The 25,320-nt window shown below is 72.4% G+C and carries 22 protein-coding genes; 14 read left to right on the forward strand and 8 right to left on the reverse strand.

Annotated elements, in window-relative coordinates:
- Positions 1–157: 157 nt before the first annotated feature.
- The 7 genes from ACIA8N_RS10470 (at position 158) to ACIA8N_RS10500 (ending at position 9,038) form a co-directional block, all read left to right on the forward strand.
- On the forward strand, positions 158–1,243 hold the full coding sequence (locus ACIA8N_RS10470) for an LLM class flavin-dependent oxidoreductase (protein ID WP_365779796.1): 1,086 nt from the start codon (positions 158–160) through the stop codon (positions 1,241–1,243).
- A complete protein-coding gene (locus tag ACIA8N_RS10475; RefSeq protein ID WP_365779798.1) occupies positions 1,240–1,854 on the forward strand; it encodes an FMN reductase in 615 nt (204 codons plus the stop codon). The genes ACIA8N_RS10470 and ACIA8N_RS10475 overlap by 4 nt, the downstream gene beginning before the upstream one ends.
- Positions 1,855–1,938: 84 nt before the next feature.
- Entirely contained in the window at positions 1,939–4,812 is a 2,874-nt protein-coding gene (locus tag ACIA8N_RS10480; RefSeq protein WP_365779800.1) for an AAA family ATPase, read from the forward strand.
- A gap of 137 nt (positions 4,813–4,949) precedes the next feature.
- Positions 4,950–6,197: a helix-turn-helix domain-containing protein gene (locus tag ACIA8N_RS10485; protein ID WP_365779802.1), complete on the forward strand. Its 1,248-nt coding sequence runs from the start codon at positions 4,950–4,952 to the stop codon at positions 6,195–6,197.
- A gap of 152 nt (positions 6,198–6,349) precedes the next feature.
- Positions 6,350–7,201, forward strand: a complete 852-nt coding sequence (locus tag ACIA8N_RS10490; protein ID WP_365779804.1) for an alpha/beta hydrolase — start codon at positions 6,350–6,352, stop codon at positions 7,199–7,201.
- 41 nt (positions 7,202–7,242) lie between these two features.
- On the forward strand, positions 7,243–8,154 hold the full coding sequence (locus ACIA8N_RS10495; protein WP_365779806.1) for a helix-turn-helix domain-containing protein: 912 nt from the start codon (positions 7,243–7,245) through the stop codon (positions 8,152–8,154).
- A 170-nt stretch (positions 8,155–8,324) separates the two neighbouring features.
- Positions 8,325–9,038 carry an alpha/beta hydrolase gene (locus ACIA8N_RS10500; protein ID WP_365779808.1) on the forward strand — a complete coding sequence of 238 codons (714 nt, stop codon included), beginning with the start codon at positions 8,325–8,327 and terminating at the stop codon, positions 9,036–9,038.
- Between the two features lie 9 nt (positions 9,039–9,047).
- Here ACIA8N_RS10500 and ACIA8N_RS10505 read toward each other — a convergent pair whose 3' ends face one another.
- Positions 9,048–10,163 (reverse strand): magnesium and cobalt transport protein CorA, encoded by a 1,116-nt coding sequence (locus ACIA8N_RS10505; RefSeq protein WP_365779810.1) that lies wholly within the window; start codon positions 10,161–10,163, stop codon positions 9,048–9,050.
- Positions 10,164–10,340: 177 nt separating this feature from the next.
- Here ACIA8N_RS10505 and ACIA8N_RS10510 point away from each other — a divergent pair, with 177 nt between their 5' ends.
- Together ACIA8N_RS10510 and ACIA8N_RS10515 are read left to right on the forward strand one after the other, a co-directional pair.
- A complete protein-coding gene (locus tag ACIA8N_RS10510) occupies positions 10,341–11,465 on the forward strand; it encodes a winged helix DNA-binding domain-containing protein (protein WP_365779812.1) in 1,125 nt (374 codons plus the stop codon).
- 147 nt (positions 11,466–11,612) lie between these two features.
- On the forward strand, positions 11,613–12,083 hold the full coding sequence (locus ACIA8N_RS10515) for an SUKH-3 domain-containing protein (RefSeq protein WP_365779814.1): 471 nt from the start codon (positions 11,613–11,615) through the stop codon (positions 12,081–12,083).
- Positions 12,084–12,388: 305 nt separating this feature from the next.
- On the opposite strand, the gene ACIA8N_RS10520 is transcribed toward ACIA8N_RS10515, so the two are convergent.
- Complete coding sequence (locus tag ACIA8N_RS10520) at positions 12,389–13,219, reverse strand: helix-turn-helix transcriptional regulator (RefSeq protein ID WP_365779816.1); 831 nt, start codon at positions 13,217–13,219, stop codon at positions 12,389–12,391.
- Between the two features lie 117 nt (positions 13,220–13,336).
- On the opposite strand from ACIA8N_RS10520, the gene ACIA8N_RS10525 reads away from it, so the two are divergent.
- Together ACIA8N_RS10525 and ACIA8N_RS10530 are read left to right on the forward strand one after the other, a co-directional pair.
- A complete protein-coding gene (locus ACIA8N_RS10525; RefSeq protein WP_365779818.1) occupies positions 13,337–15,022 on the forward strand; it encodes an AMP-binding protein in 1,686 nt (561 codons plus the stop codon).
- A complete protein-coding gene (locus ACIA8N_RS10530; RefSeq protein ID WP_365779820.1) occupies positions 15,019–16,620 on the forward strand; it encodes an AMP-binding protein in 1,602 nt (533 codons plus the stop codon). Before ACIA8N_RS10525 ends, ACIA8N_RS10530 begins: the two co-directional genes overlap by 4 nt.
- 22 nt (positions 16,621–16,642) lie before the next feature.
- Here the strand turns inward: ACIA8N_RS10530 and ACIA8N_RS10535 are convergent, their stop codons facing one another.
- Positions 16,643–16,993 (reverse strand): helix-turn-helix domain-containing protein, encoded by a 351-nt coding sequence (locus tag ACIA8N_RS10535; RefSeq protein WP_365779822.1) that lies wholly within the window; start codon positions 16,991–16,993, stop codon positions 16,643–16,645.
- Positions 16,994–17,069: 76 nt separating this feature from the next.
- On the opposite strand from ACIA8N_RS10535, the gene ACIA8N_RS10540 reads away from it, so the two are divergent.
- Positions 17,070–17,750 (forward strand): NAD(P)-binding domain-containing protein, encoded by a 681-nt coding sequence (locus ACIA8N_RS10540; protein ID WP_365779824.1) that lies wholly within the window; start codon positions 17,070–17,072, stop codon positions 17,748–17,750.
- Positions 17,751–17,820: 70 nt separating this feature from the next.
- On the opposite strand, the gene ACIA8N_RS10545 is transcribed toward ACIA8N_RS10540, so the two are convergent.
- From ACIA8N_RS10545 to ACIA8N_RS10555, 3 genes are all read right to left on the reverse strand, one after another.
- Positions 17,821–18,348, reverse strand: a complete 528-nt coding sequence (locus tag ACIA8N_RS10545; RefSeq protein WP_365779826.1) for a GNAT family N-acetyltransferase — start codon at positions 18,346–18,348, stop codon at positions 17,821–17,823.
- A gap of 19 nt (positions 18,349–18,367) precedes the next feature.
- Complete coding sequence (locus ACIA8N_RS10550) at positions 18,368–19,168, reverse strand: TIGR04222 domain-containing membrane protein (RefSeq protein WP_365779828.1); 801 nt, start codon at positions 19,166–19,168, stop codon at positions 18,368–18,370.
- A 103-nt stretch (positions 19,169–19,271) separates the two neighbouring features.
- The gene (locus ACIA8N_RS10555; RefSeq protein ID WP_365779830.1) at positions 19,272–19,694 is read right to left on the reverse strand and encodes a hypothetical protein; all 423 of its coding nucleotides are present in this window, start codon (positions 19,692–19,694) and stop codon (positions 19,272–19,274) included.
- Positions 19,695–20,569: 875 nt separating this feature from the next.
- Here ACIA8N_RS10555 and gcl point away from each other — a divergent pair.
- Positions 20,570–22,348, forward strand: coding sequence for a glyoxylate carboligase (gcl, locus tag ACIA8N_RS10560; protein WP_365780129.1), 1,779 nt, complete (start codon positions 20,570–20,572; stop codon positions 22,346–22,348).
- A 79-nt stretch (positions 22,349–22,427) separates the two neighbouring features.
- Here gcl and ACIA8N_RS10565 read toward each other — a convergent pair whose 3' ends face one another.
- Positions 22,428–23,411 (reverse strand): winged helix-turn-helix domain-containing protein, encoded by a 984-nt coding sequence (locus ACIA8N_RS10565; protein ID WP_365779832.1) that lies wholly within the window; start codon positions 23,409–23,411, stop codon positions 22,428–22,430.
- 75 nt (positions 23,412–23,486) lie between these two features.
- On the opposite strand from ACIA8N_RS10565, the gene ACIA8N_RS10570 reads away from it, so the two are divergent.
- Complete coding sequence (locus tag ACIA8N_RS10570) at positions 23,487–24,719, forward strand: MFS transporter (RefSeq protein WP_365779834.1); 1,233 nt, start codon at positions 23,487–23,489, stop codon at positions 24,717–24,719.
- Here ACIA8N_RS10570 and ACIA8N_RS10575 read toward each other — a convergent pair.
- Complete coding sequence (locus ACIA8N_RS10575) at positions 24,655–25,320, reverse strand: HNH endonuclease (RefSeq protein ID WP_365779836.1); 666 nt, start codon at positions 25,318–25,320, stop codon at positions 24,655–24,657. The two genes, ACIA8N_RS10570 and ACIA8N_RS10575, sit on opposite strands and share 65 nt — an antisense overlap.

The following is a 25,320-nucleotide window of genomic DNA, read 5'->3' on the forward strand; positions in this document are numbered from 1 at the left end:
TGTGTTTTTTTTTTTTTGGTTTTTTGTTGGGGGGGGGGGGGGGGGGGGGGGTGGGGGGGGGGGGGGGGGGGGGGGGGGGGGGGGGCGGGGCCCCCCCCCCCCCCCCCCGGCCCCGGTTCCCGGCGCGGGAACCGGACGAGCTGAGGAGAGCACACCCATGCAGTTCGGCATCTTCACCGTCGGGGACGTGACCCCCGACCCCACCGACGGCCGTACTCCGTCGGAACACGAGCGCATCAAGGCGATGGTCGCCATCGCCCTCAAGGCCGAGGAGGTCGGCCTCGACGTCTTCGCGACGGGCGAGCACCACAACCCGCCGTTCGTCCCGTCGTCGCCGACCACCATGCTCGGCTACATCGCCGCCCGCACCGAGAAGTTGATCCTGTCCACGTCCACGACGCTGATCACCACCAACGACCCGGTGAAGATCGCCGAGGACTACGCGATGCTCCAGCACCTGGCCGACGGCCGGGTCGACCTCATGCTGGGGCGCGGCAACACCGGTCCGGTCTACCCGTGGTTCGGACAGGACATCCGCCAGGGCATCAACCTCGCCAAGGAGAACTACACACTGCTGCGCCGGCTGTGGCGCGAGGACGTCGTGGACTGGGAGGGCACGTTCCGTACGCCGCTCCAGGCCTTCACCTCGACACCCCGGCCCCTCGACGGCGTCCCGCCCTTCGTCTGGCACGGATCCATCAGGTCCCCCGAGATCGCCGAGCAGGCCGCCTTCTACGGCGACGGCTTCTTCCACAACAACATCTTCTGGCCCGCCGACCACACCCGCCGCATGGTGCAGTTCTACCGGCGCCGGTTCGCCCACCACGGCCACGGCCGGCCGGAGGACGCCATCGTCGGCCTGGGCGGACAGGTCTTCATGCGGAAGAACTCCCAGGACGCCGTACGGGAGTTCCGCCCCTACTTCGACAACGCTCCCGTGTACGGGCACGGCCCGTCCCTGGAGGACTTCACCGAGCAGACCCCGCTGACGGTGGGCTCTCCCCAGCAGGTCATCGAGCGGACCCTGTCGTTCCGCGAGAGCGTCGGCGACTACCAGCGCCAGCTGTTCCTGATGGACCACGCGGGCCTCCCCCTGAAGACCGTCCTCGAACAGCTGGACATCCTCGGCGAAGAGGTCGTGCCCGTGCTGCGGAGCGAATTCGCCAAGGGACGTCCGGCCGACGTGCCGGAAGCCCCCACGCACGCGTCCCTCCGAACCGTCCGGGAGGTGTCCGCCGCATGAAGCTGATCGTCGTCTCCGCGGGGCTGAGCACCCGCTCCTCCACCCGCCTGCTCGCGGACCGGCTGGCCGAGGCGGCCCGCGACGACCTCGCCGCCCGGGGGCAGGCGCCGTCGACCCGGGTCGTGGAGCTGCGGGAACTGGCCGGCGACATCGCCGACCACCTCGTGACCGGCTTCCCGCCGCCGCGACTCAGCGCCGCGATCGACGCGGTGACGGGGGCCGACGGCCTGATCGTGGTGACTCCCGTGTTCGCCGCTTCCTACAGCGGCCTCTTCAAGTCCTTCTTCGACGTGATCGACCCGGACGCCCTCTCCGGGAAGCCGGTCCTGACCGCGGCGACGGGCGGTACCGCCCGCCACTCCCTGGTCCTCGAACACGCGGTGCGCCCGCTCTTCGCCCATCTCCGCGCCGTCGTCGTCCCCACCGCCGTGTTCGCGGCCTCCGAGGACTGGGGCTCCGGGGGAGACGAGTACACCGACGGCCTTCCCGGCCGCGTCCGCCGGGCGGGCGCCGAACTCGCCGCGCTCATGGCGGCGCGCCCGGTCCGTGAAGAGCCCGAGGACGACGTCACCGTCCTCGAACGGCAACTCGCCGACCTGCGCTTCGACTGAGACGGGCCCCCGGGCCGGGCGACGGCGGGGTGGTTCCCACGGTTCATGGCGGGCCGGTGCACATGGTTCATACTGGTCCGCCGTATGAGCGTGAACCGAGTGACGACGAGGACCGTGCCCGAGGAACCCGAGGACCTACGGACACCCCTGCGCGGCCGGGACGCCGAACTGGCGTTCATCGAGGCGCGGCTCGACGCGCTCGACCGGGGCGAAGGCGGGATCATCCGCGTCGAAGGCCCCGTCGGCATCGGCAGGTCCAGGATCCTCGCGGAGGCCGCGGCAGCCGCGGGGCGGCGCGGGACGAGGGTCTTCCAGGGAGCGGCGGACCCCGACGAACAGTTCGTGCCGCTCGGCCCGCTCCTCGACGGTCTGCTCTCCGGCGAGGAACCGCTGTCGGGGGCCGTCCGCCTCAGGGACCTCGCCACGACACCCGGCCAGCGCTTCTGGCTGCTCCAGGAACTCGGGGACCGCCTGAGGGAGACGGCTCGGAACGGCCCCCTGCTCGTCGTCCTCGACGACCTCCAGTGGTGCGACGACCTGACCCTTCTCACCTTCAACACCCTCGCGGCCGGCCTCTCGTCGCACCCCATCCTGTGGCTGGTCGCCGTGCGCGGCGGCAGCGTGCCGTCGGGAGTGCGCACGACCCTGGACCGGATCCGGCGGGCAGGCGCACACGAGCTGGCGCTGGGACCGCTGGACGACCGGGCGACCACCCGGATCACCGAGGACGTCCTCGGCGCCGCCCCCGACCCGGACCTGCTCCGCGTCGCCCGCCGCGCCGAAGGAGTCCCGCGGCTGCTGGTCGAGCTGCTCGGCTCGCTGCGGGAGACGGTGACGATCGGGAACGGCACGGCCAGGCTGCCGGCCGGACCCCCCGCCCCACGGGCACTCCCCTCCGTCACGCGCCGCCTCGACCAGCTGTCCGACGAGGCACGGGAGCTGGTGCAGACCGCGGCCGCCGTGGGCGCCCCTGCCACCGTCGCGCTGCTTGCCGAACTGCTCGGCAGGTCCTCGGCGGCGCTCATCACAGCGGTACGGGAATCCCTCGACGCCGATCTGCTCACCGAAAGCGGGGACCGCCTCGCCTTCCGCCACGACCTGGTCCGCGAAGCGGTGGAAGCCGGCCTCCCCCTGCCCCTGCGTCAGGCCCTGCGCGGCCAGGCCGCCGAGCCGCCGCCGGGGACCGCGGCCTCCCCCGTCGAGCGTCCCGGGCCGTCGGCCGGGAGAGCACCGGCGGAGGCGGCGGGGGCCGGGGGAGCGGGGCCGGGAGACGTGACGGAGGCCGGCCGGCTGCGCACCGCCGCGGCGGAACTCGCGGCCACCGCTCCCGGACCCGCCGCGGAGCGCAGCCTCAAGGCCCTGGAACTCACCAGGGCGGACGCTCCGGAGCGGCCGCGGGTCATCGCCGAGACGATCCCGCTGCTCTGGCAGACGGACCGGGCCGGCCAGGCGCGTGAGCTGGGAGCCTCCGCTCTGACGGCCGGCGGTCTCGGACCGGAGGACGAGGCACGGATACGCCTCGCCCTGGCACGCCTCGCCGTAGGGTTCGACTTCTCCGAGGCGGTCCGGCAGGCCCGCGCCGGAGCGGCACTGACCGAAATCCCCGGGGACGTCAGGGGGCGACTGCTCGCCATGCTCGCCGTCGGCCTGTCGATGTCGGGCGAGCACGCGGCGGCGGAGCAGGTCGCCGCGGAGGCGTGGGAGACCGCGGCGGCGGCGGGGGACCGCTCCGCCGAGGCCACGCTGACGACGGTCCGCTCGGCCGTGAGCTTCCACCGCATGGACCTCGCCGAGGCGTTCCGGCAGGCCGAGCGGGCCGCCGCACTGGCCGACGCCCTGGGCGTCAGCACCTCGCTGTGGGTTCCCGAGGCCTTGTGGCACGCGCTCCTGTCGAACACCACCGGACGTTCCGTGGAGGCGCTCGCCGCCGCGGAGGACGGCATCCGGATCACCAGGGAGCAGGGCAGGACGGCGGCCACCCGGATGTGGCTCATGACCCGCTCCCGCATCCTCCTGGAGGCCGGACGGCTGACGGACGCCCGGGCCGACGCCGAAGCCGCGTCCGAGACGACCGACGATCTCCGTCCCGGCAACCTCGCCGACGTCACGCTCCGGTACGTGATGATGCGCGTCGCCCTCCACACCGGCGACCAGCGGACCGCACGAACGTACGCGGCGGAGGCGCGGCGCATGCGGAGCGACGTCGCACCCGTCGTCCGGCACTTCGGCTCCTGGATGCTGGCACTGATGGCCGACTTCGAAGGCCGGCCCGACCGTGCCATGGCCGAACTGGACGAGGTGATGACGTCGCCCGCCGCGGACCGGCCGGCCTACGCCGGCCTGGTCGACCCCGCCGACGCCCCGGTCCTCGTCCGCCTGGCGCTGCGCGCCGGGGCGCACGAACGGGCCGCGCAGGCGGTGGCCCTGGCCGAGCGACTGGCCGCGCTCAACCCCGAGCTCACCTTCCTCGCCGCCACCGCCGCGCACGCCCGGGGGCTCCTCGACAACGACCTCGCCCCGCTCGTACGTGCCGTCCGGCTGTACGAGGACTGTCCTCGGCCGCTGGCCCGGGCGTCGGCTCTGGAGGACGCGGGACGCAAGCTGGCGGCCACCCGCAGGCCCGAAGCGGTGCCGTACCTCGACACGGCCCTCGCGCTCTACGCGCGAGCGGGCGCCGAGCGGGACGCCGCACGGGTCCACCGGCGCCTGCGGGCCGCCGGCGTCCGCCGCCGACCCTCGACGGCCGGACGCTCCGGTGCGTGGCCCGAGCTGACGGCCGCGGAGACACGGGTGGTACGGCTCGTGGCCGGAGGGCTGACCAACCGGCAGGCGGCCGAGCACCTCTCCCTCTCGCCGCACACGGTGGGTTCGCACCTGCGCCGGGCCTTCACCAAGCTGGACGTCACCTCGCGCGGGGAGCTGACCCGGCTGGCGAGGCGTCGCGACAGCGGAGAGTAGTCGCTTCGTATCCCCCGCGGGCGTCGTGACAATGGACGATTCGTGTGATGTGCCGGGGGCGTCGCTTCCTCAGAATGATCAAGAGCCGCGGAACGGCGAAGTCCGCGGGGAACCGTTGATCGAGAGAGGAACAACGCATGACCGTAAGGCTCCAGCGAGCCCGACCCGGCAGCCCCGAGCTCCAGGCGCTGGTCGACGAGCTCGCCGAGCTGCTCGGCCGGTCCGTCGCCGTCGACGACCCGCTGGTCCGCATGGTCTGCACAAGCCGCCACTTCGGCGACGAGGACCCGGTCCGCATCGGCACCCTGTTGCAGGGCCGCGCCGACAACGCGACCATCCGCTACGTCCTCGACCAGGGCGTGACCCAGTGGTCCCGGGCCGGATTCATCGAGGGCCGTGACGATCTCGGGCTGCTGCCCCGTTACGTCGTGCCCCTGCGCGAGCGCGGGCATCTCCTCGGACTGCTCATGGTGGTCGTGCCCGAGAAGACGCTCGCGGAGCACGAGACACGTGCCGTCGCCCGGGCCGCGGACGCCATGGCCGCCCAGATGCACGGAGAGCACATCGCCGGCGACACCCGGAAGGCCGACGAACGGGACCTCGTCCTCGAACTCGTCGGCACCGACGTCGCCGCCCGCACCACCGCACGGCGGCGAGGCAGGGAACTCGGACTGCTCGGAGCAGCCGAGCACGTCCTCGTCACCGTCGTCCAGCTGAGCTGCGCGACCGAGCTCGTACGGCAGTCGGAGGCGGCCCTGTGGGGGGCGCTGGAAGGGTTCCGGCGGACGCGTTCGGCCCACGGCCTCATCGCGATCGGCAAGGAGCGGGCGACACTGCTCCAGCTGCGCGACCGCCCACCCGGCCAGGACGAGGTCACCGCGCAGTCCGCTCGCATCCTGGACGAACTCCGTACCTTCCTGGGCCCGTCGGCGGACCCCGTGGTCGGCGTCGGCGGCCGGCACCCCGGCCTGGACGACGCCTGGACGTCGTACGAGCAGGCGCTCGTGGCGGCGCGCGCGGCACGCCGGCTGCCCACCCTGAAGAGCGCCGGTGACTGGGAGCTGCTCGGGGAGCTCGCGGTGCTGTTCCAGCTCCCCGAGCACGCCCTGAACGCGACTCTGGTCCCGAAGCCGCTCCGTACCCTGAGCGGCACTCACGGCGGCGACCGCCTGCGGGACACCCTGCGCTGCTTCCTCGAACACGCGGGATCGATTCCCCGGACCGCGGACACGCTCGGCATCCACCGCACCTCGCTCTACTACCGCCTGCGCCAGATCCAGGAGATCACCGGACTCGACCTCGACGACGGTGCCCACCGGCTCACTCTGCACCTGGGCCTCAGGATCGAGGAACTCCTCGTCCCGGGCGGCGAAGGTGCCGCCTGACCAGGGCCCTCCGACCATGGACGTGCTTCGACAAAGCGAGGAGGATCCACGGCCCGATTCCTACAGCTCGCGGTGGTGCGGGCGGCGGGCCGCGTTCGATGATGTCCGAGACGGGCGGGACCGATGGACCGCCTCTGACCAGGGGAGAGGTCATGAAGGAACTGATCACGACGGACGGCGCGCGGCTCGCGTACCAGGACACCGGCGGCGCGGGCGTCCCGCTGGTGATGCTGCACGGCTGGGGGCAGACGCAGGCGATGTTCCGCCACCAGACCGAAGGTCTTGCGCCCGGCCGTCGCGTCGTCACCGTCGACCTCCGCGGCCATGGCAAGTCCGGCAAGCCGCGTCACGGCTACCGCATCGCCCGGCTCTCCCGCGATGTGCTCGAACTCGTCGACCATCTCGGTCTCGACCGTTTCGACGCCCTGGGCTGGTCCATGGGCGTCTCGGTGTGGTGGAGCTTCATCGACCAGTACGGGACCGGCCGGATCCGGCGCTTCGTCGCCGTCGACCAGCCCGCGGCGGTCGCCGCCGTACCCTGGATGACCGAGCGGGAACAGCGGGACTCCGGCGCCATCTTCGACGTGTCGGGGCTGTTGTACCTGGGTGCGGCCCTCTCGGGGCCGCAGGGCGCCACGGTCCGCGCCGACTTCGTGCGCGGCATGTTCTCCGGCGAGCCCGACCCCGACGTGCTGGCCTTCGTCCACGAGGAGATCCTGTCGACACCCGCCTACGCGGGCGTACCGCTGCTCTTCGATCACTGCGCGCAGGACTGGCGCGACGTGCTTCCCCGGATCGATGTGCCGACGCTGGTGATCGGCTGCGAGGGAAGCCATGTGCACCCCGATTCGCAGCGCTTCGTCGCCGAGCGGATTCCCTGCGCACGCCTGCACGTCTTCCCCTCCGACGTGGCGAGCTCGCACTTCCCCTTCCTGGAGAACCCCCCGGCCTTCAACGCCGTGGTGGAGAAGTTCCTGGCCGAGGAGCCGGCGAACGAGGTGTGAATCCGCCCTCCACCCGCCCGCACCTACGGCTAGGACTCCCCATGCCCCTCACACTGATGTCCCGTGCGCCCGAACGGGTGCCCCGGCAAGCGCCCGAACCGGCCCCGCCCCCCGCCCGCTCGGGGTGGCTGGTCCAGATGCTCTCCGAGATGCCGGGGACGAACGACCCGAACCACATCTACCTCGGCGTCCACGTCCGTGGACCCGTGACCGTCGTCCACGAGCGTGCCAAGACCCTGTTGGAGCCGAACGACCTCGTCTTCTGCGACCCGGCCCGACAGCACCTGCTGCGGTTCGGCGAGGACTGCCGGATGATCTTCTTCCGGGTGCCCCGCTGCTACCTGGGCGTCACGGAGCCGGAACTGAACCAGGTGCTCGGCGTACCCGTACGCGGCGGGGAGGGGATCGGGGCGCTGGCGTCCGACTTCCTGACCGCGCTCGCCGCCAAGGCCGAGTTCCGCCGGTCCACCATCGGGGACCGGCGTGCCCGGACGGCCGTACACCTCCTCACCGTCCTGGTCATGGAACTCCTCGAAGCGGACACCACGGACGAGGCCGACGACGCGTCCGGGGCCGGCCACGAGATGCTGTCCCGTATCCACGGCTACATCGAAGAGCACCTGATGGACCCGGACCTCTCACCGGAGTCGATCGCCCGCGCCCACCACATCTCCGTCCGGTACCTGCAGAAGCTCTTCCAGAACGACGGCAGCACGGTGAGCCAATGGGTACGGCGGCGCAGGCTCGAGTTCTGCCGACTCGAACTGGGCCGCTCCGGCCGCAGGATCACCATGGCCGCGGTGGCACACCGCTGGGGCTTCAGCAGCCCCTCTCACTTCAGCCGCACCTTCCGCGGGGCCTACGGCATGAGCCCCAGCGAATGGCAGGCACTGGCGACCTCGGCCCTCGCGACGACGACCGCCGGCGCCCCCCAGGACGAGCGAAGGCGCTGAGCCGTGTGTGCGCCGCCGTGCCGGCGCGGATGCGCGCACGTACAAGAGGTGCCGCTGCCGCGGTCCTACCGTGAGCAACCGTCGCACGGACCTCTCGCCGAACTCCGGGCCGCGCCCAGACCGTCGTGACGACGCCCCAACCGTGGCCCGATACCGAGAAGAGAACTCGCATGACCAACCCCACCGTCGTCCTCGTGCACGGTGCCTTCGCCGACGCGACTGGCTGGATAGGCGTCATCTCGGAACTGCGGAGCAGCGGCATCCCGGTGATCGCCCCGGCGAACCCGCTGCGGGGCCTGACGTCCGACGCCGCCTACCTCACCTCCGTCCTGGCCCAGGTCGACGGCCCGGCCGTACTCGTCGGCCACGCGTACGGCGGTGCGCTGATCACCGTGGCCGGCGCCGCGGAGAACGTCGTGGGGCTCGTGTACGTGGCCGCGTACGTGCCCCACGAGGGCGAGACCCTCGGCCAGCTCCAAGGGGGCTTCCCCGACCCCCCGCTGACGGGCAGCCTGAAGGAGTGGACCTACCCGCTCCTCGACGGCGACTCCGGGGTCGAGGTCACCATCGAGGAGGCGGCCTTCCCCTCCGTGTTCGCGGCGGACGTGCCCGAGGACGTCGCCGGCGCCCTGGCGGCGTCCCAACGCCCGCTCGCCAGGACCGCCTTCACCGAGACCGCGTCCGCGGCGGCGTGGCGGACCAAACCGTCCTGGGCCCTGGTGGCCGGGGCGGACCGCACGATCAGCCCCGAGGTCCAGCGCTTCGGCGCCGCACGCGCCGGCGCCGTCGTCGTAGAACTCCCGGACGCCTCCCACGCGGTCACCCTCTCCGAGCCCACCCGGGTCGCCGCCCTGATCATGGACGCGGTACGGGCGGCGAGCTGACCGACCTCTCTAGAGCCAGTCCCGCCGCTTGAACACCACGTACAGGCTCGTGCAGACCACCGCCATCAGCAGCACCGCGAACGGATACCCGCCCGCCCAGTGCAGCTCCGGCATGTGGTCGAAGTTCATGCCGTAGATCGTTCCCACGAGTGTGGGAGCAAAGAGAATGGCCGCCCAGCTTGAGATCTTCTTGATCTCCTCGTTCTGTTCGAAGCCCGCCTCCGCCAGCGCCCGCATCTCCGCGTTCTGTTGCTGGGTGACCAGGGTCGCGTTGACCGTGAGGATGTCCGTGAGGGCCTGGCGGAAGCCGTCGACCCGTTCGCTGGTGTGGGTGACGTGGTCGGCCACGTCGCGCAGGTAGCGCTGGAGTTCCTCGTCGGTGCCGTACTTCGCGAAGCCGGCCATCAGGGCGTGGAGCATGCCCACCAGGGGGCGGGTCGCGCGCTGGAACTCGACCATCTCGCGGGAGAGTTCGTAGATGCGGCGGGAGACCGCCGGGTCGCCGCCGAAGACCTCCGTCTCGATCTCGTCGATGTCGTTCTGGACGCCCGCCACCACCGGGGCGTAGCCGTCGACGACCGCGTCGAGGATCGCGTACAGGACCGCCTCCGGGCCCAGGGCGAGGAGCTCCGGGTCCTTCTCCATGCGGCGGCGGACCGTGGAGAGGTCCGGGGCGGCGCCGTGGCGGACCGTGATCAGGAAGTCCGGGCCCACGAAGACGTGCAGTTCGCCGAACTCCACCTCCTCCTGGGCGTCCAGGTAGCGGGCGGCGCGCAGGACGACGAAGAGGGTGCTGCCGTACCGTTCCAGCTTGGGGCGCTGGTGGGCCTCCATAGCGTCCTCGACGGCCAGCTCGTGGAGGTCGAACTCGGCGGCCAGGGAGAGCAGTTCCTGCTCGGTCGGGCGCTGGAGGCCGATCCACGCCATGCCATCCGGGTGTTCGCGCAGCTGGCGGAACGTCTCCGCGAGCGTCGCGGGGGAGGAGACCCGGTGGCCGTCCCGGTACAGGCCGGCCTGCATCACGCTCGGCCGGTCCGCTGGCGGCTCCGGGGAGGGTGCGGCGGCGTTCGCGGGTGGCTCCGCCGGGGAGCGGCGCCACGCGGCGCGGGGACGGCGGTCGGACATCGTCGTACACCTCCAGGGCGCCTGGCGGGATATGTCGTACATATCCTCGGTCGTCTCTCGGGCAGGATATAGGCGTGCACGGTCCGGTGCGGCATCCCGCCCCGGGGCTTCGAGGGGTACGGCGCACCCGGCCCCTTGCGGACCGTCCTTGTCCGCAAGCCCGAGTAGCGTGCGGCCATGGCCCTCAAGAAGATCCGCCCCGTGCTCGGCCCGCGCGCCCTCAACCGTGCCACCCTCGCCCGCCAGCTGCTCCTGAGCCGCTCCCCGACGGGTGTCACGGAGGCCGTCGGTCACCTCCTGGGCCTCCAGGCGCAGAATCCCAAGCCGCCGTACTACGCGCTCGCCGCCCGTCTCGACGGGTTCCGGCCCGAGCAGCTGTCCGCGCTCATGGAGTCGCGGGCCGTCGCCCGCATCGTGACCATGCGGTCCACCGTCCACACCCACACCGCCGAGGACGCGGTCGCGTTGCGCGGGCTCTTCCAGTCCGGGGCCGTCGACCGGGAGCTGGCCGCCTTCGTCTCCCGCGGCGGGCTCGACGGCGTCGACCTCGACCGGCTGGCCGCCCGCTCCCGCGCGCTCGTCGAGGAGCGGCCCCGTACCCCCAGGGAACTGCGCGACGAGCTCCTGAAGGAGTGGCCCGGCGCCGACCCGCAGTCCCTCTCCGTCGCCGCCCGCTGCCTTGTTCCCCTGGTGCAGGTCACCCCGCGCGGCCTCTGGGGGCGCGGCGGACGGGTCGCGCTCACCACGACCGACACCTGGTTCCAGGGCGTCGCCGACCGGGCCGCCGGTCTCGACGAGACCGTGCTGCGCTATCTCGGGGCCTTCGGGCCCGCCTCCGTCAAGGACATGCAGGCCTGGTGCGGCATGACCCGGCTCGGTGAGGCGTTCGAGCGTCTCCGGCCCGGGCTCCTGGTCTTCCAGGACGAGCGCGGCACCGAGCTGTTCGACCTCCCCGACGCGCCCCGGCCGGACGAGGACACCCCGGCCCCGCCCCGATTCCTCCCCGAGTTCGACAACCTGCTCCTCTCGCACGCCGATCGCACCAGGGTCGTTCCCGCCGAGCACCGCTCCCGCACCTGGAGCGGCAACCAGGCGCACCGCGTCTTCCTGCTCGACGGCTTCCTCGCCGGGACCTGGTCCCTGGACGAGGCGAAGGACCGCACCACCCTCACCGTCGAACCCTTCGCGCCCGTGACGCGTAGCCGGCGTGCCGCGCTCACGGCCGAGGCCGAGCGGACCCTCCGGCTCATGACGCCTCCGGGCACGCCGTACGACATCCGCCATGGCGAGGCACGCTCCTGAGGGGCGCCAGTTCTCCTGGTCTGCAAAGCGCCTTTACGCTTCCGTATGGCGAACGGCCCACGGGGACTACGAACCGCCTTGCCGGTCCTGGGAGAGGGATGCCGCCCCTCGTCGGCGTCATCGCACACCACTCGGAGGGAGCACGCAATGCCGAGAACGACAGTGGAGGAAGTCGAGGCCGCCCTCACCGAGGCGGGCTGGTCCCGGGGACGTGACGTCGGTTCCCGGCTGCCCGAACTCCTCGGCTTCGTCACCGACCGATTCACCGAGGAAGGCCATCCGGTCGAACCGTTCCCGGCCGCCCAGGACTTCGTCAGGGAATTCGGCGGACTGCGCCTGGTGATTCCGGGAACTCCGCCCGACTCCGTCGGATTCACACCACACTGGATCCACGAGGAGAGCGGCGAGGACGTCGCCGAACTCGCCGCGAACATCGGCAAGAAGCTCTTTCCCGTGGGATACGAGTCGTTCGACGGAGCCATGGTCCTCATCGACGAGACCGGGCGGTTCTTTCTCATGCACCACACCGGTCCCTATTTCCTGGGAGCGGACACGTACGAGGCCATCAGCTGTCTGCTGCGCGGTCCCCAGCAGGAAGCGCGGGACTACTTTCTCTGACCTCGTTCCGGGAACGGCCTCCTCCCTGCTCGTCCAGGGGGACGATCACCAGCCAGAACGACCCGACCGGTGACGGGCGCGAGGTGCGCCCCCAGGGCGACCCCGAGCACGGCGCGCCGGCCTCCCTCTGCCGCTCCTGCGTGGCCCTGGCCGACGCCCTCGGCATCACCGTCATCCAAGACGCCCCCCAGGTCGTGTCCGGAAAGTCCCGCCTGAGCCGCCCGGGCAGACGGCGCTACTTTCCGGACACGACTTAGAGCGGCGCGGCCCGCTACGGGCCGCCAGAACCTGTGCCGCGTCCAGCGTCACGGCAGCGCCCCCGCCCGTCGGGCCGCCACCACCGCCTCCATGCGTGTGTGCGCCCCCAGCTTCCGCATCGCCGAGCGCAGATAGCCCTTCACCGTCTCCGGCCGCAGTCCGAGACGCGCCGCCGCCGTCGCGTTCGTCGCCCCCGAGGCCACCGCCGCCAGGACGTCCGTCTCGCGCGGCGTCAGAGCCGGCCCCGCAGCGGATCCGGAGGCCGTGGCCACGGCGGAGCCCGAGGCGGACTCCAGGCGCCCGCACACCGCGAGCAGCCGCTCCCGCAGCTCCGGGTCCGCGACCCGGGGCGCCAGCTCGCGCAGCTCCCCGTACGCCTGCCGGACCTCCTCCCAGGACGGCCCCGAGGCCGGCGGCGCGAGCAGCCGGCCGACCTCGTCGACTACCGCGAGCGCCTGCTCCACGTCCCGGGCCGCCGCCACCGCCGCGTCGAAGACCCGCTCGCCGATCGGCAGGGCGTCGCGCATCGCCCCGTACAGCACGCCCCGTACCTTCCGGCGGACGACGACCGGCACCGCGATCACCGAGCGCAGCCCCTCCGCGGAGACCGGGCCGTCGTACTCGTGCGTGATGTGCCGCGCCGAGGGGTAGTCCGTCACCGCGCACGGCCGGGCGAGGGCCAGGCACTTCCCGCCGAGACCCGAGCCCGTCGTGATCGTGAGCCCGCGGAGGGCCGGGGTCACCGCCCCGTTCAGCTCGCCGATCCGCAGCACGCGCCCGTCGTACAGGAGTCCGCCGAAGACGACCGGGAGGCCGGTGGCGCGGCGCAGCCGCAGCAGCGCCCCGCGCAGCTCCGTGGATCCGGTGTGCTCCCGCACCGCTCTCTCCCCTCGCTCCCCGTCGCAGGCCGGCCGGTTCACCCCCGAACGGGGGTAGTGAGACCTGGGTCACTGATTACACGATGTCCGGGACCGGTGCCGCAACGAGGAGGACATATGACCGTGACGAGCGTGACCGGCGCGACGGAGAGGTTCCGGGCCGCCCGGGACTTCCTGCTCCAGCACCGCGAGGACTACGAGACGGCCTACGAGGGCTTCGCCTGGCCCCGGTCCGACCGGTTCAACTGGGCGCTCGACTGGTTCGACGTCATCGCCGAGGGGAACGGGCGGACCGCGCTCCACCTCGTCGAGGAGGACGGCTCCGAGACGAAGGTGTCCTTCGCCGGGATGGCCGCCCGCTCGAACCGGGTCGCGAACTGGCTCAGGGCCCAGGGCGTCCGCGCCGGCGACCGGATCATCGTGATGCTCGGCAACCAGACCGAGCTGTGGGAGACCGTCCTCGCCGCGATGAAGCTGCGTGCCGTCGTCATCCCGGCCACCCCGCTCCTCGGCCCCGCCGACCTGCGCGACCGCGTCGAGCGGGGCCGCGCCCGCCATGTGATCGTGCGCGCCGAGGACACCGCCAAGTTCGACGACGTCCCCGGCGACTACACCCGGATCGCGGTCGGCGGCGAGGGGGTGAGCTGGCTGGGGTACGAGCTCGCCGACGGCGAGTCCGACGTGTTCGAGCCCGACGGCGTCACCCTCGCCGACGACACCCTGATGCTGTACTTCACCTCCGGTACGACCGCCCGGCCCAAGCTGGTCGAGCACACCCACACCTCGTACCCGGTCGGGCACCTCTCGACGATGTACTGGATCGGCCTCAGGCCCGGCGACGTGCACCTCAACATCTCCTCGCCCGGCTGGGCCAAGCACGCCTGGTCCAACCTCTTCGCCCCGTGGAACGCGGAGGCGACCGTCTTCGTCCACAACTACACGCGCTTCGACCCGGCCCGGCTGATGGGCGAGATGGACCGGAACGGCGTGACCAGCTTCTGCGCCCCGCCGACCGTGTGGCGGATGCTGGTCCAGGCCGACCTGAGCCGCCTGAAGACCCCGCCGCGCGAGGTCGTCGCCGCGGGCGAACCGCTCAATCCCGAGGTCATCGAGTCGGTGCGGCGCGCCTGGGGCGTCACCGTCCGGGACGGCTTCGGCCAGACCGAGACAGCCGTCCAGGTCTCCAACAGCCCCGGCCAGCGGCTCAAGGAGGGCTCCATGGGCCGCCCGAGCCCCGGCTTCCGCGTCACCCTCGTCGACCCGGTCAGCGGGGCGCCGGACGTGGCGGAGGGCGAGATCTGCCTCGACCTGTCCGCGAACCCGGTGGGCCTGATGTCCGGCTACCACGGCGACCCGGAGAAGACGGCCGAGGCGATGGCCGACGGCTACTACCGCACCGGCGACATCGGCTCACGGGACGAGGACGGCTACATCACGTACATCGGGCGGGCCGACGACGTCTTCAAGGCCTCCGACTACAAGATCAGCCCCTTCGAGCTGGAGAGCGCCCTCCTGGAGCACGAGGCCGTCGCCGAGGCGGCCGTCGTCCCCGCCCCCGACCCGCTGCGGCTCGCCGTCCCCAAGGCGTACGTCGTCCTCGCGGCCGGCTGGGAGCCGGACGAGGAGACCGCGAAGGCCCTCTTCGCCCACTCGCGGGCCGTCCTCGCCCCGTACAAGCGGATCCGGCGCATCGAGTTCGCCGAACTGCCCAAGACCGTCTCGGGCAAGATCCGGCGCGTGGAGCTGCGCCGGCTGACCGCCGAGGGTGGCGGCAAGGAATACGTCGAGGGAGAGCTCGGATGACCCTGTCCTACGCCCACGGAGTGTCCACCACCGCACTCCTCGGCGACACCATCGGCGCCAACCTGGACCGGGCCGTCGCCGCCTGGCCCGACCGGGAGGCGCTCATCGACGTCCCCACCGGACGCCGCTGGACGTACGCCCGGTTCGGCGCCGACGTCGACCGCCTCGCCGGGGCCCTGCTCGGCAGCGGCGTACGGAAGGGCGACCGGGTCGGCATCTGGGCGGTCAACTGCGCCGAGTGGGTCCTCGTCCAGTACGCCACCGCCCGCATCGGCGCCGTCATGGTCACCATCAACCCGGCCTACCGCGCGCACGAGTTGGCGTACGTCCTCGACCAGGCGGGGATCACCCTGCTCTTCGCCTCGCTCTCGCACCGGACGAGCGACTACCGGGCGATGGTCGAGCAAGTGCGTTCGGAACGCACGGAGTTGCGCGAGGCGGTCTACTTCGGGGACGAGAGCTGGGACGCGTTCCTCACCCGTACGCCCGGAGAGCTGCGCCCCGAGCCGCTGTCCTGCGACGAACCCGTCAACATCCAGTACACCTCGGGGACGACGGGCTTCCCGAAGGGAGCCACGCTCTCCCACCACAACATCCTCAACAACGGCTTCTTCGTCGGCGAGATGATCGCCTACACCGAGCAGGACCGGATCTGTCTCCCGGTGCCCTTCTACCACTGCTTCGGCATGGTCATGGGCAACCTGGCCGCCACCTCGCACGGCGCCTGCATGGTGATCCCCGCGCCCTCCTTCGACCCGGCGGCCACGCTCAGGGCGGTGCAGGAGGAGCGGTGCACCTCGCTCTACGGCGTCCCGACGATGTTCATCGCCGAGCTGAATCTGCCCGACTTCGCCTCGTACGACCTCTCCACACTCCGCACCGGGATCATGGCGGGCTCGCCGTGCCCCGTCGAGGTGATGAAGCGGGTCGTCGCCGAGATGAACATGGCCGAGGTGTCGATCTGTTACGGCATGACGGAGACCTCACCCGTCTCCACCCAGACCCGGCGCGACGACGACCTGGAGCGCCGCACGGGAACGGTCGGTCGGGTGATGCCGCACGTCGAGGTGAAGATCAGCGACCCGGCGACCGGTGTCACCGTGGAGCGCGGCACTGCGGGGGAACTCCGCACCCGCGGCTACAGCGTGATGCTCGGCTACTGGAACGAACCGGAGAAGACCGCGGAGGCGATCGACACCGGCCGCTGGATGCACACCGGGGACCTGGCGGTGATGCGCGACGACGGCTACGTGCAGATCGTCGGCCGCATCAAGGACATGATCATCCGGGGCGGCGAGAACGTGTACCCGCGCGAGATCGAGGAGTTCCTCCACGGACACCCGAAGATCGCCGACGTACAGGTCGTGGGAATCCCCGACGAGCATTACGGCGAGGAGATCCTGGCCTGCGTCGTCCCCCGCGATCCCGCCGACGCCCCCACCCTGGAGGAGCTCACCGCCTTCTGCCGGGACCGGCTCGCCCACTACAAGATCCCGCGCAGGGTGGAGATCCTCACCGAGTTCCCGATGACGGTGAGCGGCAAGGTACGGAAGGTGGAACTGCGACAGCGGTACGGAATCGCCGGGCGTACGCGGTGACATGCCGGCGACGCCCCGAGGCTCACCCGCCGTTCCGCTCCTGGGCGGCCATGACCTCGTCGCCGTGCTCGAAGGCCCAGGCGCCGAACGCGTTGATCGGCGCCAGCAACGTCCGTCCCAGGGCGGTCAGTTCGTATTCGACGCGGGGTGGCGCCTCGGCATAGGAACGTCGTTCCACGAGGCCGTTGAACTCCAGCCGGCGCAGCGTCTCGGTCAGGACCTTGGGGCTGATGCCGCCGATGCGCTCACGGAGTTCGCCGGGGCGCCGGGGTCCCTCCCGCAGGCTCCAGATCAGCACGGCGTTCCAGGTGTGGGAGAGCAGGTCGAAGGCGAGGCGGGCGCGGCAGTCGGCGAGATAGGCGTCGGTCGTCACGTACCGAATGGTGCCTGACGGCTTTCCTAGTGTCGTCCCCGAAGCGGATGAGGCAGACGCGGAGAGGGGCGGAGAGTTGAAGATCGGTGTGCTGGGAACGGGGAACATGGCCGACGCACTGGCCACGCACTGGGTGCGGGCCGGGCACGAGGTGTTCGTCGGAGGCCGGGACGAGCAGAAGGCCCGACGGCTCGCGGCACGCATCGGGGGCTCCGCGGGACACGGCGGTCCGGACGAGGCGGCGTGCTTCGGCGAGGTCGTGCTGGCCGCACTGCCGTACGGCGCCGGGACGGACGTCGTCAGGGAGTTGCGGGGGCCGCTGAGCGGGAAGGTCCTGCTCGACTGTGCCAATCCGGTCGGGCCCGGCTTCCGGCTGCGGACGGAAGGCGGCCTTTCGGCGGCGCGCCGTCTCGCCGCGGCGGCACCGGGTGCGCGGGTCGTCAAGGCCTTCAACCTCTGCCACGAGGACGTGTGGCGGATGACCCCGCCGGCCTTCGACGGTCAGCCCCTCGCGGTTCCCGTCTGCGGGGACGACGAGGCGGCGCTCGCTCGCGTGTACCAGCTGGTACGGGACGTGGGCTGCGAGCCGGTGCCCGGAGGGGGGCTGGACCGGGCCGGACTGCTGGAGGCGACCGCCGCGCTGTTCATCGGACTGTGGGTGGCGGAGCAGGTCGACGTACGCGCGATCGCACCGCCGTTGGCGTACGCGACGGGCCCGAGCGAGGAGAGCGGGGGAGGCGCACCGCAGATCGGGTGAGGCGCACCGGGCATCGGGTCGGGCGCACCCGGCACCGGGGGGTTCGCACAGGGCTGCGCGCGAGGGGTCCTCAAGGGGCGGTTTCCTCCACCTCCCGGCGCATGCAGACGCGGGGCCATGCGGAGAGGCCGTGGGCGGACTCCGCGCGGCTGATGGCGCGCAGGCCCTCCGTCAGGGCCGGGTCGGACTCCGTGAGCGGGCGGAAGCCGAGCCGCGTGTAGTACGGGGCGTTCCACGGCACCTCGGTGAACGTCGTCAGGGTCAGCGCCGCCAGGCCCTGCTCCCTGGCGGACGCCGCCAGGTGCTCGATCAGCGACCGGCCGACGCCCCGGCGCGCGGCCCCGGGATGCACCGACACCTGCTCGATGTGGGCCGCGCCGTCGACCGTGTCGGCCAGGAGATACGCGACCGGACGATCGGCTGCGTCCACCGCCACCCACGCCCGGCCCGCGCAGCGGTACGACTCCATGACGTCCAGCGGCAGGGGGTCGTCGTCGGCGATCGCCGCCATGCCGAGGGTGCGGAACGGCTCGCCCGCCGCCCGTTCGATGTCCTGGAGCAGCGGGAGTTCGGCCGGAGCGGCCGCTCTGATGCGCATACGACAGTATGGCGCGGGCTCAGCCCGGACGGTCACCCGCGGCCGGACGGGGATCCGGCGGCGGCCGGTTCCGGTCCACCTCCGCCGGCCGGTCGAGCAGCCCGCCCTCCCGCGAGAAACGGGGCAGGAACAGGGCGAGCGCCGGATCGCCGTACAACGCCACGTACAGCTGGACCAGCCGGCCGTCCGTCACCTCGCTCCGATGCGCCGGCAGCGGATACCGCTCCCGCAGGACGGCGAGGAGGCGCCGCGCCGCCCGGGTGGGCGGCAGCAACCGCAACAGCGTCAGCGCCGCGAGCAGCGGCAGCGCGCCCGCCGCGAACACCACGGTCAGCACCGCACCGGTCGGCGCCGTCGCGTACGCCCCCACCGCGAGCGTCAGCGGTACGCAGCCGAGCAGCGCGCTGGCCGCACCCAGCCGCCCGGGCGATCCAAGGAGACCGGCCGCCCGCAGTTCGCTCCGCAGGGAGTCCACCGCCCGCCGCGCCTCGGGACGCATCACGAGGTCCCGCAACGGGAAGGCCCGGCGGAGCGCCCGGTGCACACCCAGCTGTACGGGGTCGGCGGTTCGCCCCGGCCCGCCGTTGGCCCGAATCGTATGTTTGCGGCCCGCCGCGACCGCCCCGCGCTGGTGCAGTGCCACGAGTGCCACGGTGACGGCCGCCCGCCGCCCGCCCCGCAGCAGCGCCAGTGCCTGCGGCGCCGGCACCTCGTCAGGGGGCGGGGCTCCGCTTCTCCGGCTGCGGGTTCCCCACAGCACCGCGGCGAGCAGCAGCTGCCCGCAGGCCGCTCCGATGAACCACCACATCCCCGTCGGCATGACGCCCACCCCCCGAGGGTGTTGTGCCCGGAAGACCGTGATCGTCACGCGTGAATGGCCGATTTCGGATGTCGAGGTCCTGGGGTTCCGGGCCCCTCGGGGCTCAGGCGCCCGTGGCCAGGCCTTCGGCGGCGTCGTTCACCGGCTGCGGGGTGCCCGTCAGGTCCAGGACGAAGAGCGGGAGACCGATCTCGGCGGCCCGTGACCGGGCCTCCGGTGTGTAGCCGGCCAGCGAGAAGCACACGCTCACGGCGGATGCGCCGAGTCCGTTGAGCCACAGGCACTCGACGGCCCTGAGCCCGGTGGGCCGGGTGCTCGGGTCGACCTGCGCGACGAGCCCCGGGGCCCGCAGGTCCACACCGGACGCGGGACGCTCCTCCGGCTGGACGACGTCCCGGAACCCGAGCCACCGCAGGTACCCGGCGGCAGCGGCGACCGCGTCCCGCGCGGTCCTGATCGTCAGGGGCTGGAAGGCGCCCCGGACCGGAGCGGGGCGGGGTCCGGTGGGCGGCAGGGGTATGTGCACGGGATAGCGCTCGGCGAACGGACGCGGTCGCGGGGGCGTGAGGGGCGCGTGGGGCCCGGGGGACCCATGGGGTCCGTGTGGCGCCGGCGGAGTCGGGGACGCGGTCGCGCGCGGCGGATCCTGGGGCTCCGACCCACCTGTGCCGGTGCCGGTCCCGGTGGTACCGGTGCTGGGCGCCGGCCCGGCGCCGAACCACTCCGAGCCGCGCTCGACCGCCCGGGGCACCGGGGGCCCGCCCGCGGCGGACCCGGTCGAAACCGGCCCGCCGACGTCCGCGACGTCCCCGACCGCTCCGATGCCCGAGCCGTCCACTGGCGCCTCGTCCGCCCCTCCGGAGGCCCCCGGCCGCACGGGTCGAACCGGCCGGACCGGTACCCGCAGGACCGTCCCGCACGAGCAGCCCAGCTCCGGGTGGGGCCAGTCGTCCTCCCGGCCGCAGGCGCCGCAGCGGACGGTGACCCACGCGTCCGTCCAGTTCCGGTGCGTGATCCGTTCCGCCGTCGCACCGGCCGTCACGGGCGGCGCCACCGGGCTTCCGCACGCGCAGGGGAAGACGGGCGCCGCGTAGGCCTGCGTGTGCAGGCATTCAGGACAGCGCACCGGTACCGACTCGCCCACGGTCAACCCCCTGTCGTTCCGACCGCCCCATCGTCCACCCATCCGCCCCTCCGGGGGAGGCACTTCGGCCACTTCCTCCGTCCCGGCGGGCGGACTTCTCTTGACGGCTCTCCGGAGCCCGACCTACATTGCTTCCGTATAGCAGAACAGTATTTCCGCATTACGGAAACAAGCGGAGAACAGTCGTACCGGGCTCTCGCAGCCGACCGGTGGGCTGGGATCCGCCCGGCCGAAGCAGGAGCACTCCCATGCCTCGTATGACCGCCGCCGCAGCGGCCGTTGAGATCCTCAAGCGCGAAGGCGTCACCCAGGCGTTCGGCGTCCCCGGCGCGGCGATCAACCCCTTCTACCGCGAGCTCAAGAACGTGGGCGGCGTCAACCACACGCTCGCCCGCCACGTCGAGGGCGCGTCCCACATGGCCGAGGGCTACACCCGTGCCAAGGCCGGCAACATCGGTGTCTGCATCGGTACGTCGGGACCGGCCGGCACCGACATGATCACCGGCCTGTACTCGGCGATCGCCGACTCCATCCCGATCCTCTGCATCACCGGTCAGGCTCCGGTCTCGAAGCTCCACAAGGAGGACTTCCAGGCCGTCGACATCGCCTCGATCGCCAAGCCGGTCACGAAGGCCGCCACCACCGTCCTGGAGGCCGCTCAGGTCCCCGGCGTGTTCCAGCAGGCCTTCCACCTGATGCGCTCCGGCCGCCCCGGCCCGGTCCTCATCGACCTGCCGATCGACGTCCAGCTGACCGAGATCGAGTTCGACCCGGAGACCTACGAGCCGCTGCCGGTCTACCAGCCGCGCGCCACCCGCGCGCAGGCGGCCAAGGCGCTGAGCTTCCTCCTGGAGTCCGAGCGCCCGCTGATCGTCGCCGGCGGCGGCATCATCAACGCCGACGCCACCGACCTCCTCGTCGAGTTCGCCGAACTGACCGGCATCCCGGTCATCTCCACCCTCATGGGCTGGGGCACCATCCCGGACGACCACGAGCTGGCCGCCGGCATGGTCGGCGTCCAGACCGCGCACCGCTACGGCAACGCGACCTTCCTGGAGTCGGACTTCGTCCTCGGCATCGGCAACCGCTGGGCCAACCGCCACACCGGTTACAACCTGGACGCCTACACCAAGGGCCGGAAGTTCGTCCACGTCGACATCGAGCCGACCCAGCTCGGCAAGATCTTCGCCCCGGACTACGGCATCGCCTCCGACGCCAAGGCCGCCCTCGAGCTCTTCATCGAGATCGCCAAGGAGCTGAAGGCCGCCGGCACGCTGCCCGACTTCTCCACCTGGGCCGCCTCCGCGCAGGAGCGCAAGGCCACCCTCCAGCGCCGTACGCACTTCGACAACGTCCCGATCAAGCCGCAGCGCGTCTACGAGGAGATGAACAAGGCCTTCGGCCCGGACACGCGCTACGTCACCACCATCGGCCTCTCGCAGATCGCCGCCGCGCAGTTCCTGCACGTCTACAAGCCGCGCCACTGGATCAACTGCGGCCAGGCCGGCCCGCTCGGCTGGACGATCCCGGCCGCGATCGGCGTCGCCACCGCCGACCCGGAGACCCCGGTCGTCGCGCTCTCCGGCGACTACGACTTCCAGTTCATGATCGAGGAGCTGGCGGTCGCCGCCCAGCACAAGGTCCCCTACGTCCACGTCCTCGTGAACAACGCCTACCTGGGTCTGATCCGTCAGGCGCAGGGCGGTCTGGGCATCAACTTCGAGGTCAACCTCGAATTCGAGAACATCAACACCCCGGAGATCGGCGTCTACGGCGTCGACCACGTCAAGGTCGCCGAGGGCCTCGGCGTCAAGGCCATCCGCGTCACCGACCCGGACAAGCTGGGCGAGGCGCTCGAAGAGGCCAAGAAGCTGGCCGTCGAGCACCAGGTCCCGGTCGTCGTCGAGGCCATCCTGGAGCGCATCACCAACATCGCGATGAGCAAGACGGTCGACATGAGCGACGTCACCGAGTTCGAGGAGCTCGCGACCGAGCCCGGCCACGCGCCGACCGCGATCAAGGCCCTGCAGGTCTGATCCAGGTATCCGGATCTGATCCGGGAGTCCTGACACGGCCCCCGTCCCGCTGAGCACCGGGACGGGGGCCGTTTCGCGGTCAGGGCGTACCCGTCCCCTGGGCCCGTACGAGCACCGCGCCCGCCTCCGTCCACTCGTACAGGACCGACCGCCCCGCCCGGCCCCTCCGTACGAGCCCGGCGTCGAGCAGCACCTTCAGATGCCGGCCCACCGAGCCGAGGCCCTGGCCGGTCAGGGCCACCAACTGGCTCGTGGACTTGGGGGATCCGAGCCGTACGAGGACTCCCGCGCGGGCCCCGCCGAGCAGCGCGCCGAGCGCCTCGGGCACCACGGGACCCGCCGCGTCCGCGAGGGCGCCGGCGCACGCGTACACGACGGCGTACCGCTCGGAGCCCTCCCAGGAGACCCAGCCCTGGTTCGGCGTCACGGGCACGAAGAGCAGCCGGCCGCCGTCGACCCGTCGCGGCGGGTACGCGCGCGGGTTGACCTGGAGCCGCCCGTCGCCCAGCCAGCGCATCCTGCCCGGGTTGAGCTCGTCGAGCGCGGCCGCCCAGCCGTCCCTGGCGAGCCGTGCGGTCCGTGCCACCACATCCGCCTCCAGGACCCGGCGCCGGCGCGGCCAGTCGGGCAGCACCGTCTCGTGCCACACCCACTCCAGGACGCCCGCCATGCGGTGCGGCAGGTCCCGCGCCGACCGCAGCGGCTCGGGTACGGGCCCGCCGATCGCCGTCTCCAGCTCCGGCAGGACGTCGGCCGGTTCGGCCTCCCTGACCGCCACGACCTCCTCCTCGAAGGACTGCTCGCGCTCGCCCAGCGGTGTCGGCGTCAGGAAGCCGGCGTTCCAGGTGGGCCCGAGGGCCGCCCGTACGAGCAGCGCGTCGAGCGGTTCCGCGGCGAGGCGCTCCCGGTACGCGGACAGGTGCGCGGCCAGCCAGGCCCGCTCGCCCGGGTGCGCGGCGGCCGTCACGTGGAGGGTCTTGAGCGCCGCGACGGTCTCGGCGAGCGGCGAGACGACGAACCTGCTCCCGGCCAGGGAGTCCGTGCCGATCTGCCACCAGCCCATGACACCGACCCCCGTTGTTTCGCACCTCGGCGAAACAATACCGGCGCGTTCGAGCCGCACCGGAGACTCCCCGGCATGCCCCGCTACCGCGACCTGTTCCGCACGCCCGAGTTCACCCCGCTCTTCCTCACCGGCTCCGCCCACTGCGCCGCCCAGACGGTCGCCGGGCTCGGTTTCGCCACCCTCGTCTTCCGCACGACCGGTTCCCCGTTGCTCTCCGCCCTCGCGATGTTCGGCCCCTCCCTCGCCCAACTGCTCGGCGCGACCACCCTGCTCTCGGCCGCCGACCGGCTGCCGCCGCGCGCCACCATCGCGGGGATGGGGCTCTTCTTCGCCCTGGCGACCGCGGTCCTGGCGATCCCCGCGCTGCCGACCTGGGCGGTCTTCGTGATCCTGTTCGCCGAGGGACTCGTGGCCTCGCTGGGCGGCGGAGTGCGCTACGGGCTCCTCAACGAGATCCTCCCCCGCGAGAACTACCTCCTGGGCCGTTCGGTGATGAACATGTCCGTCGGCGCCTTCCAGATCGGCGGCTTCGCCACCGGCGGCGTCCTGATCGCCCTGCTCTCACCGCGCGGCGCGGTCCTCGTGGGCGCCGGGCTCTACCTCGCCGCGGCGCTCCTCGCCCGCGTCGGCCTCGGCGCGCGCCCCCCGCGCGCCAAGGGCCGCGCCTCGGTCGCCGAGACCTGGCGCACCAACCGGCGGCTGTGGTCCTCGCCCGCGCGCCGCCGCTGCTACCTGGCACTGTGGGTACCCAACGGCCTCGTCGTGGGCTGCGAGTCGCTCTTCGTGCCGTACGACCCCGAGCGCGCCGGGCTCCTCTTCGCCTGCGGCGCGCTCGGCATGCTCGCAGGGGACACCGTCATCGGCCGTTTCCTGCCGGCGCGGCTGCGCGGCCGGATCCGCTTCCCGCTGCAGGCGCTGCTCGCGGCCCCGTTCCTGGTGTTCGCCCTGGACCCCGCGCTGCCGCTCGCGCTCGTCGCCGTGACGGTCTCGGCCGTCGGCTACGGGGCGAGCCTCCTGCACCAGGAGCGGCTGATGACCCTGGTGCCGGAGGAGCTGAGCGGTCACGCCCTCGGGCTGCACAGCTCGGGCATGCTGGCCCTCCAGGGGGTGAGCGCGGCGGTGGCCGGCACCCTCGCCCAGTACACGTCACCGCGCACGGGCATGGTGCTGCTCGCCCTCGCCTCGCTCACGGTGACCCTGGCACTCGCGCGGGCCGACCGGAGGGCCGGCGGGGCGCCCTCTAGCGAGGCGCCGTCGAGCGGTGCACGACCGTCTCCTCGCACGGTCCGTCGGCGAACAGCTTGAGCGCCTCCATCTCGTCCTTGTCGACCGACAGGCCCCAGCGCAGCTTGGTGCCGACCCACTCGCCGACGTAACGGCAGTACCGGGCGTTCTCCGCGGGCACCCACTCGGCGGGGTCGCGCCCGGCCTTGTCCCGCTGGCTGCGGGCGGTGACGGCGACGAGGGTCGCGGCCGCCCCCTGGTCGTTGGCGAACTTCTCGCGGCGCGCGGCCGTCCAGCCGGACGCCCCCGACTCCCAGGCCTCGGCGAGCGGGACGAGGTGGTCGACGACGAGGGTGGCGGGATCCGTGACGTTCTGGCCGTCGTAGTACGAGGTCCAGGAGCCTCCCGAGAGGGTGCAGTCCTTGCCGGTCCTCGGGGCGTCGACGGCCTCGGCGACGAGCACCTCCGCGCGGGTGTCGCAGCCGTCCGCCGGGTCGAGGCCCTTGTTCCAGTGGGCGAACGCCGTCTCCTTGTAGCCGGCCGGGTCCTCCGAGGCCTCGGGGAGCTCGGCGAGCGCGTCGGGGAAGAGGACGACGTTGGCGGAGAGGGCGTGGGAGGGGACGGCGAGCGGGGACAGGATCAGGGCGAGCGGCGCGAGACCGCGCATCAGGTTCTTGATCAT

Source organism: Streptomyces sp. NPDC051822, assembly GCF_044452745.1.
Classification (GTDB): Bacteria; Actinomycetota; Actinomycetes; order Streptomycetales; family Streptomycetaceae; genus Streptomyces.

What these genes read in the sequence shown, in the direction of transcription:
- ACIA8N_RS10505 (WP_365779810.1), bottom strand. Translation starts at nt 10,163, where the DNA reads ATGTCCGACCGCCGTCCCCGCGCCGCGTGGCGCCGCTCCCCGGCGGAG.
- ACIA8N_RS10530 (WP_365779820.1), top strand. Translation starts at nt 15,019, where the DNA reads ATGACCCTGTCCTACGCCCACGGAGTGTCCACCACCGCACTCCTCGGC.
- ACIA8N_RS10525 (WP_365779818.1), top strand. Translation starts at nt 13,337, where the DNA reads ATGACCGTGACGAGCGTGACCGGCGCGACGGAGAGGTTCCGGGCCGCC.
- ACIA8N_RS10485 (WP_365779802.1), top strand. Translation starts at nt 4,950, where the DNA reads ATGACCGTAAGGCTCCAGCGAGCCCGACCCGGCAGCCCCGAGCTCCAG.
- ACIA8N_RS10510 (WP_365779812.1), top strand. Translation starts at nt 10,341, where the DNA reads ATGGCCCTCAAGAAGATCCGCCCCGTGCTCGGCCCGCGCGCCCTCAAC.
- ACIA8N_RS10575 (WP_365779836.1), bottom strand. Translation starts at nt 25,320, where the DNA reads ATGATCAAGAACCTGATGCGCGGTCTCGCGCCGCTCGCCCTGATCCTG.
- ACIA8N_RS10550 (WP_365779828.1), bottom strand. Translation starts at nt 19,168, where the DNA reads ATGCCGACGGGGATGTGGTGGTTCATCGGAGCGGCCTGCGGGCAGCTG.
- ACIA8N_RS10470 (WP_365779796.1), top strand. Translation starts at nt 158, where the DNA reads ATGCAGTTCGGCATCTTCACCGTCGGGGACGTGACCCCCGACCCCACC.
- ACIA8N_RS10500 (WP_365779808.1), top strand. Translation starts at nt 8,325, where the DNA reads ATGACCAACCCCACCGTCGTCCTCGTGCACGGTGCCTTCGCCGACGCG.
- ACIA8N_RS10545 (WP_365779826.1), bottom strand. Translation starts at nt 18,348, where the DNA reads ATGCGCATCAGAGCGGCCGCTCCGGCCGAACTCCCGCTGCTCCAGGAC.
- ACIA8N_RS10565 (WP_365779832.1), bottom strand. Translation starts at nt 23,411, where the DNA reads ATGGGCTGGTGGCAGATCGGCACGGACTCCCTGGCCGGGAGCAGGTTC.
- ACIA8N_RS10515 (WP_365779814.1), top strand. Translation starts at nt 11,613, where the DNA reads ATGCCGAGAACGACAGTGGAGGAAGTCGAGGCCGCCCTCACCGAGGCG.
- ACIA8N_RS10475 (WP_365779798.1), top strand. Translation starts at nt 1,240, where the DNA reads ATGAAGCTGATCGTCGTCTCCGCGGGGCTGAGCACCCGCTCCTCCACC.
- ACIA8N_RS10480 (WP_365779800.1), top strand. Translation starts at nt 1,939, where the DNA reads ATGAGCGTGAACCGAGTGACGACGAGGACCGTGCCCGAGGAACCCGAG.
- ACIA8N_RS10490 (WP_365779804.1), top strand. Translation starts at nt 6,350, where the DNA reads ATGAAGGAACTGATCACGACGGACGGCGCGCGGCTCGCGTACCAGGAC.
- ACIA8N_RS10495 (WP_365779806.1), top strand. Translation starts at nt 7,243, where the DNA reads ATGCCCCTCACACTGATGTCCCGTGCGCCCGAACGGGTGCCCCGGCAA.
- ACIA8N_RS10570 (WP_365779834.1), top strand. Translation starts at nt 23,487, where the DNA reads ATGCCCCGCTACCGCGACCTGTTCCGCACGCCCGAGTTCACCCCGCTC.
- gcl (WP_365780129.1), top strand. Translation starts at nt 20,570, where the DNA reads ATGACCGCCGCCGCAGCGGCCGTTGAGATCCTCAAGCGCGAAGGCGTC.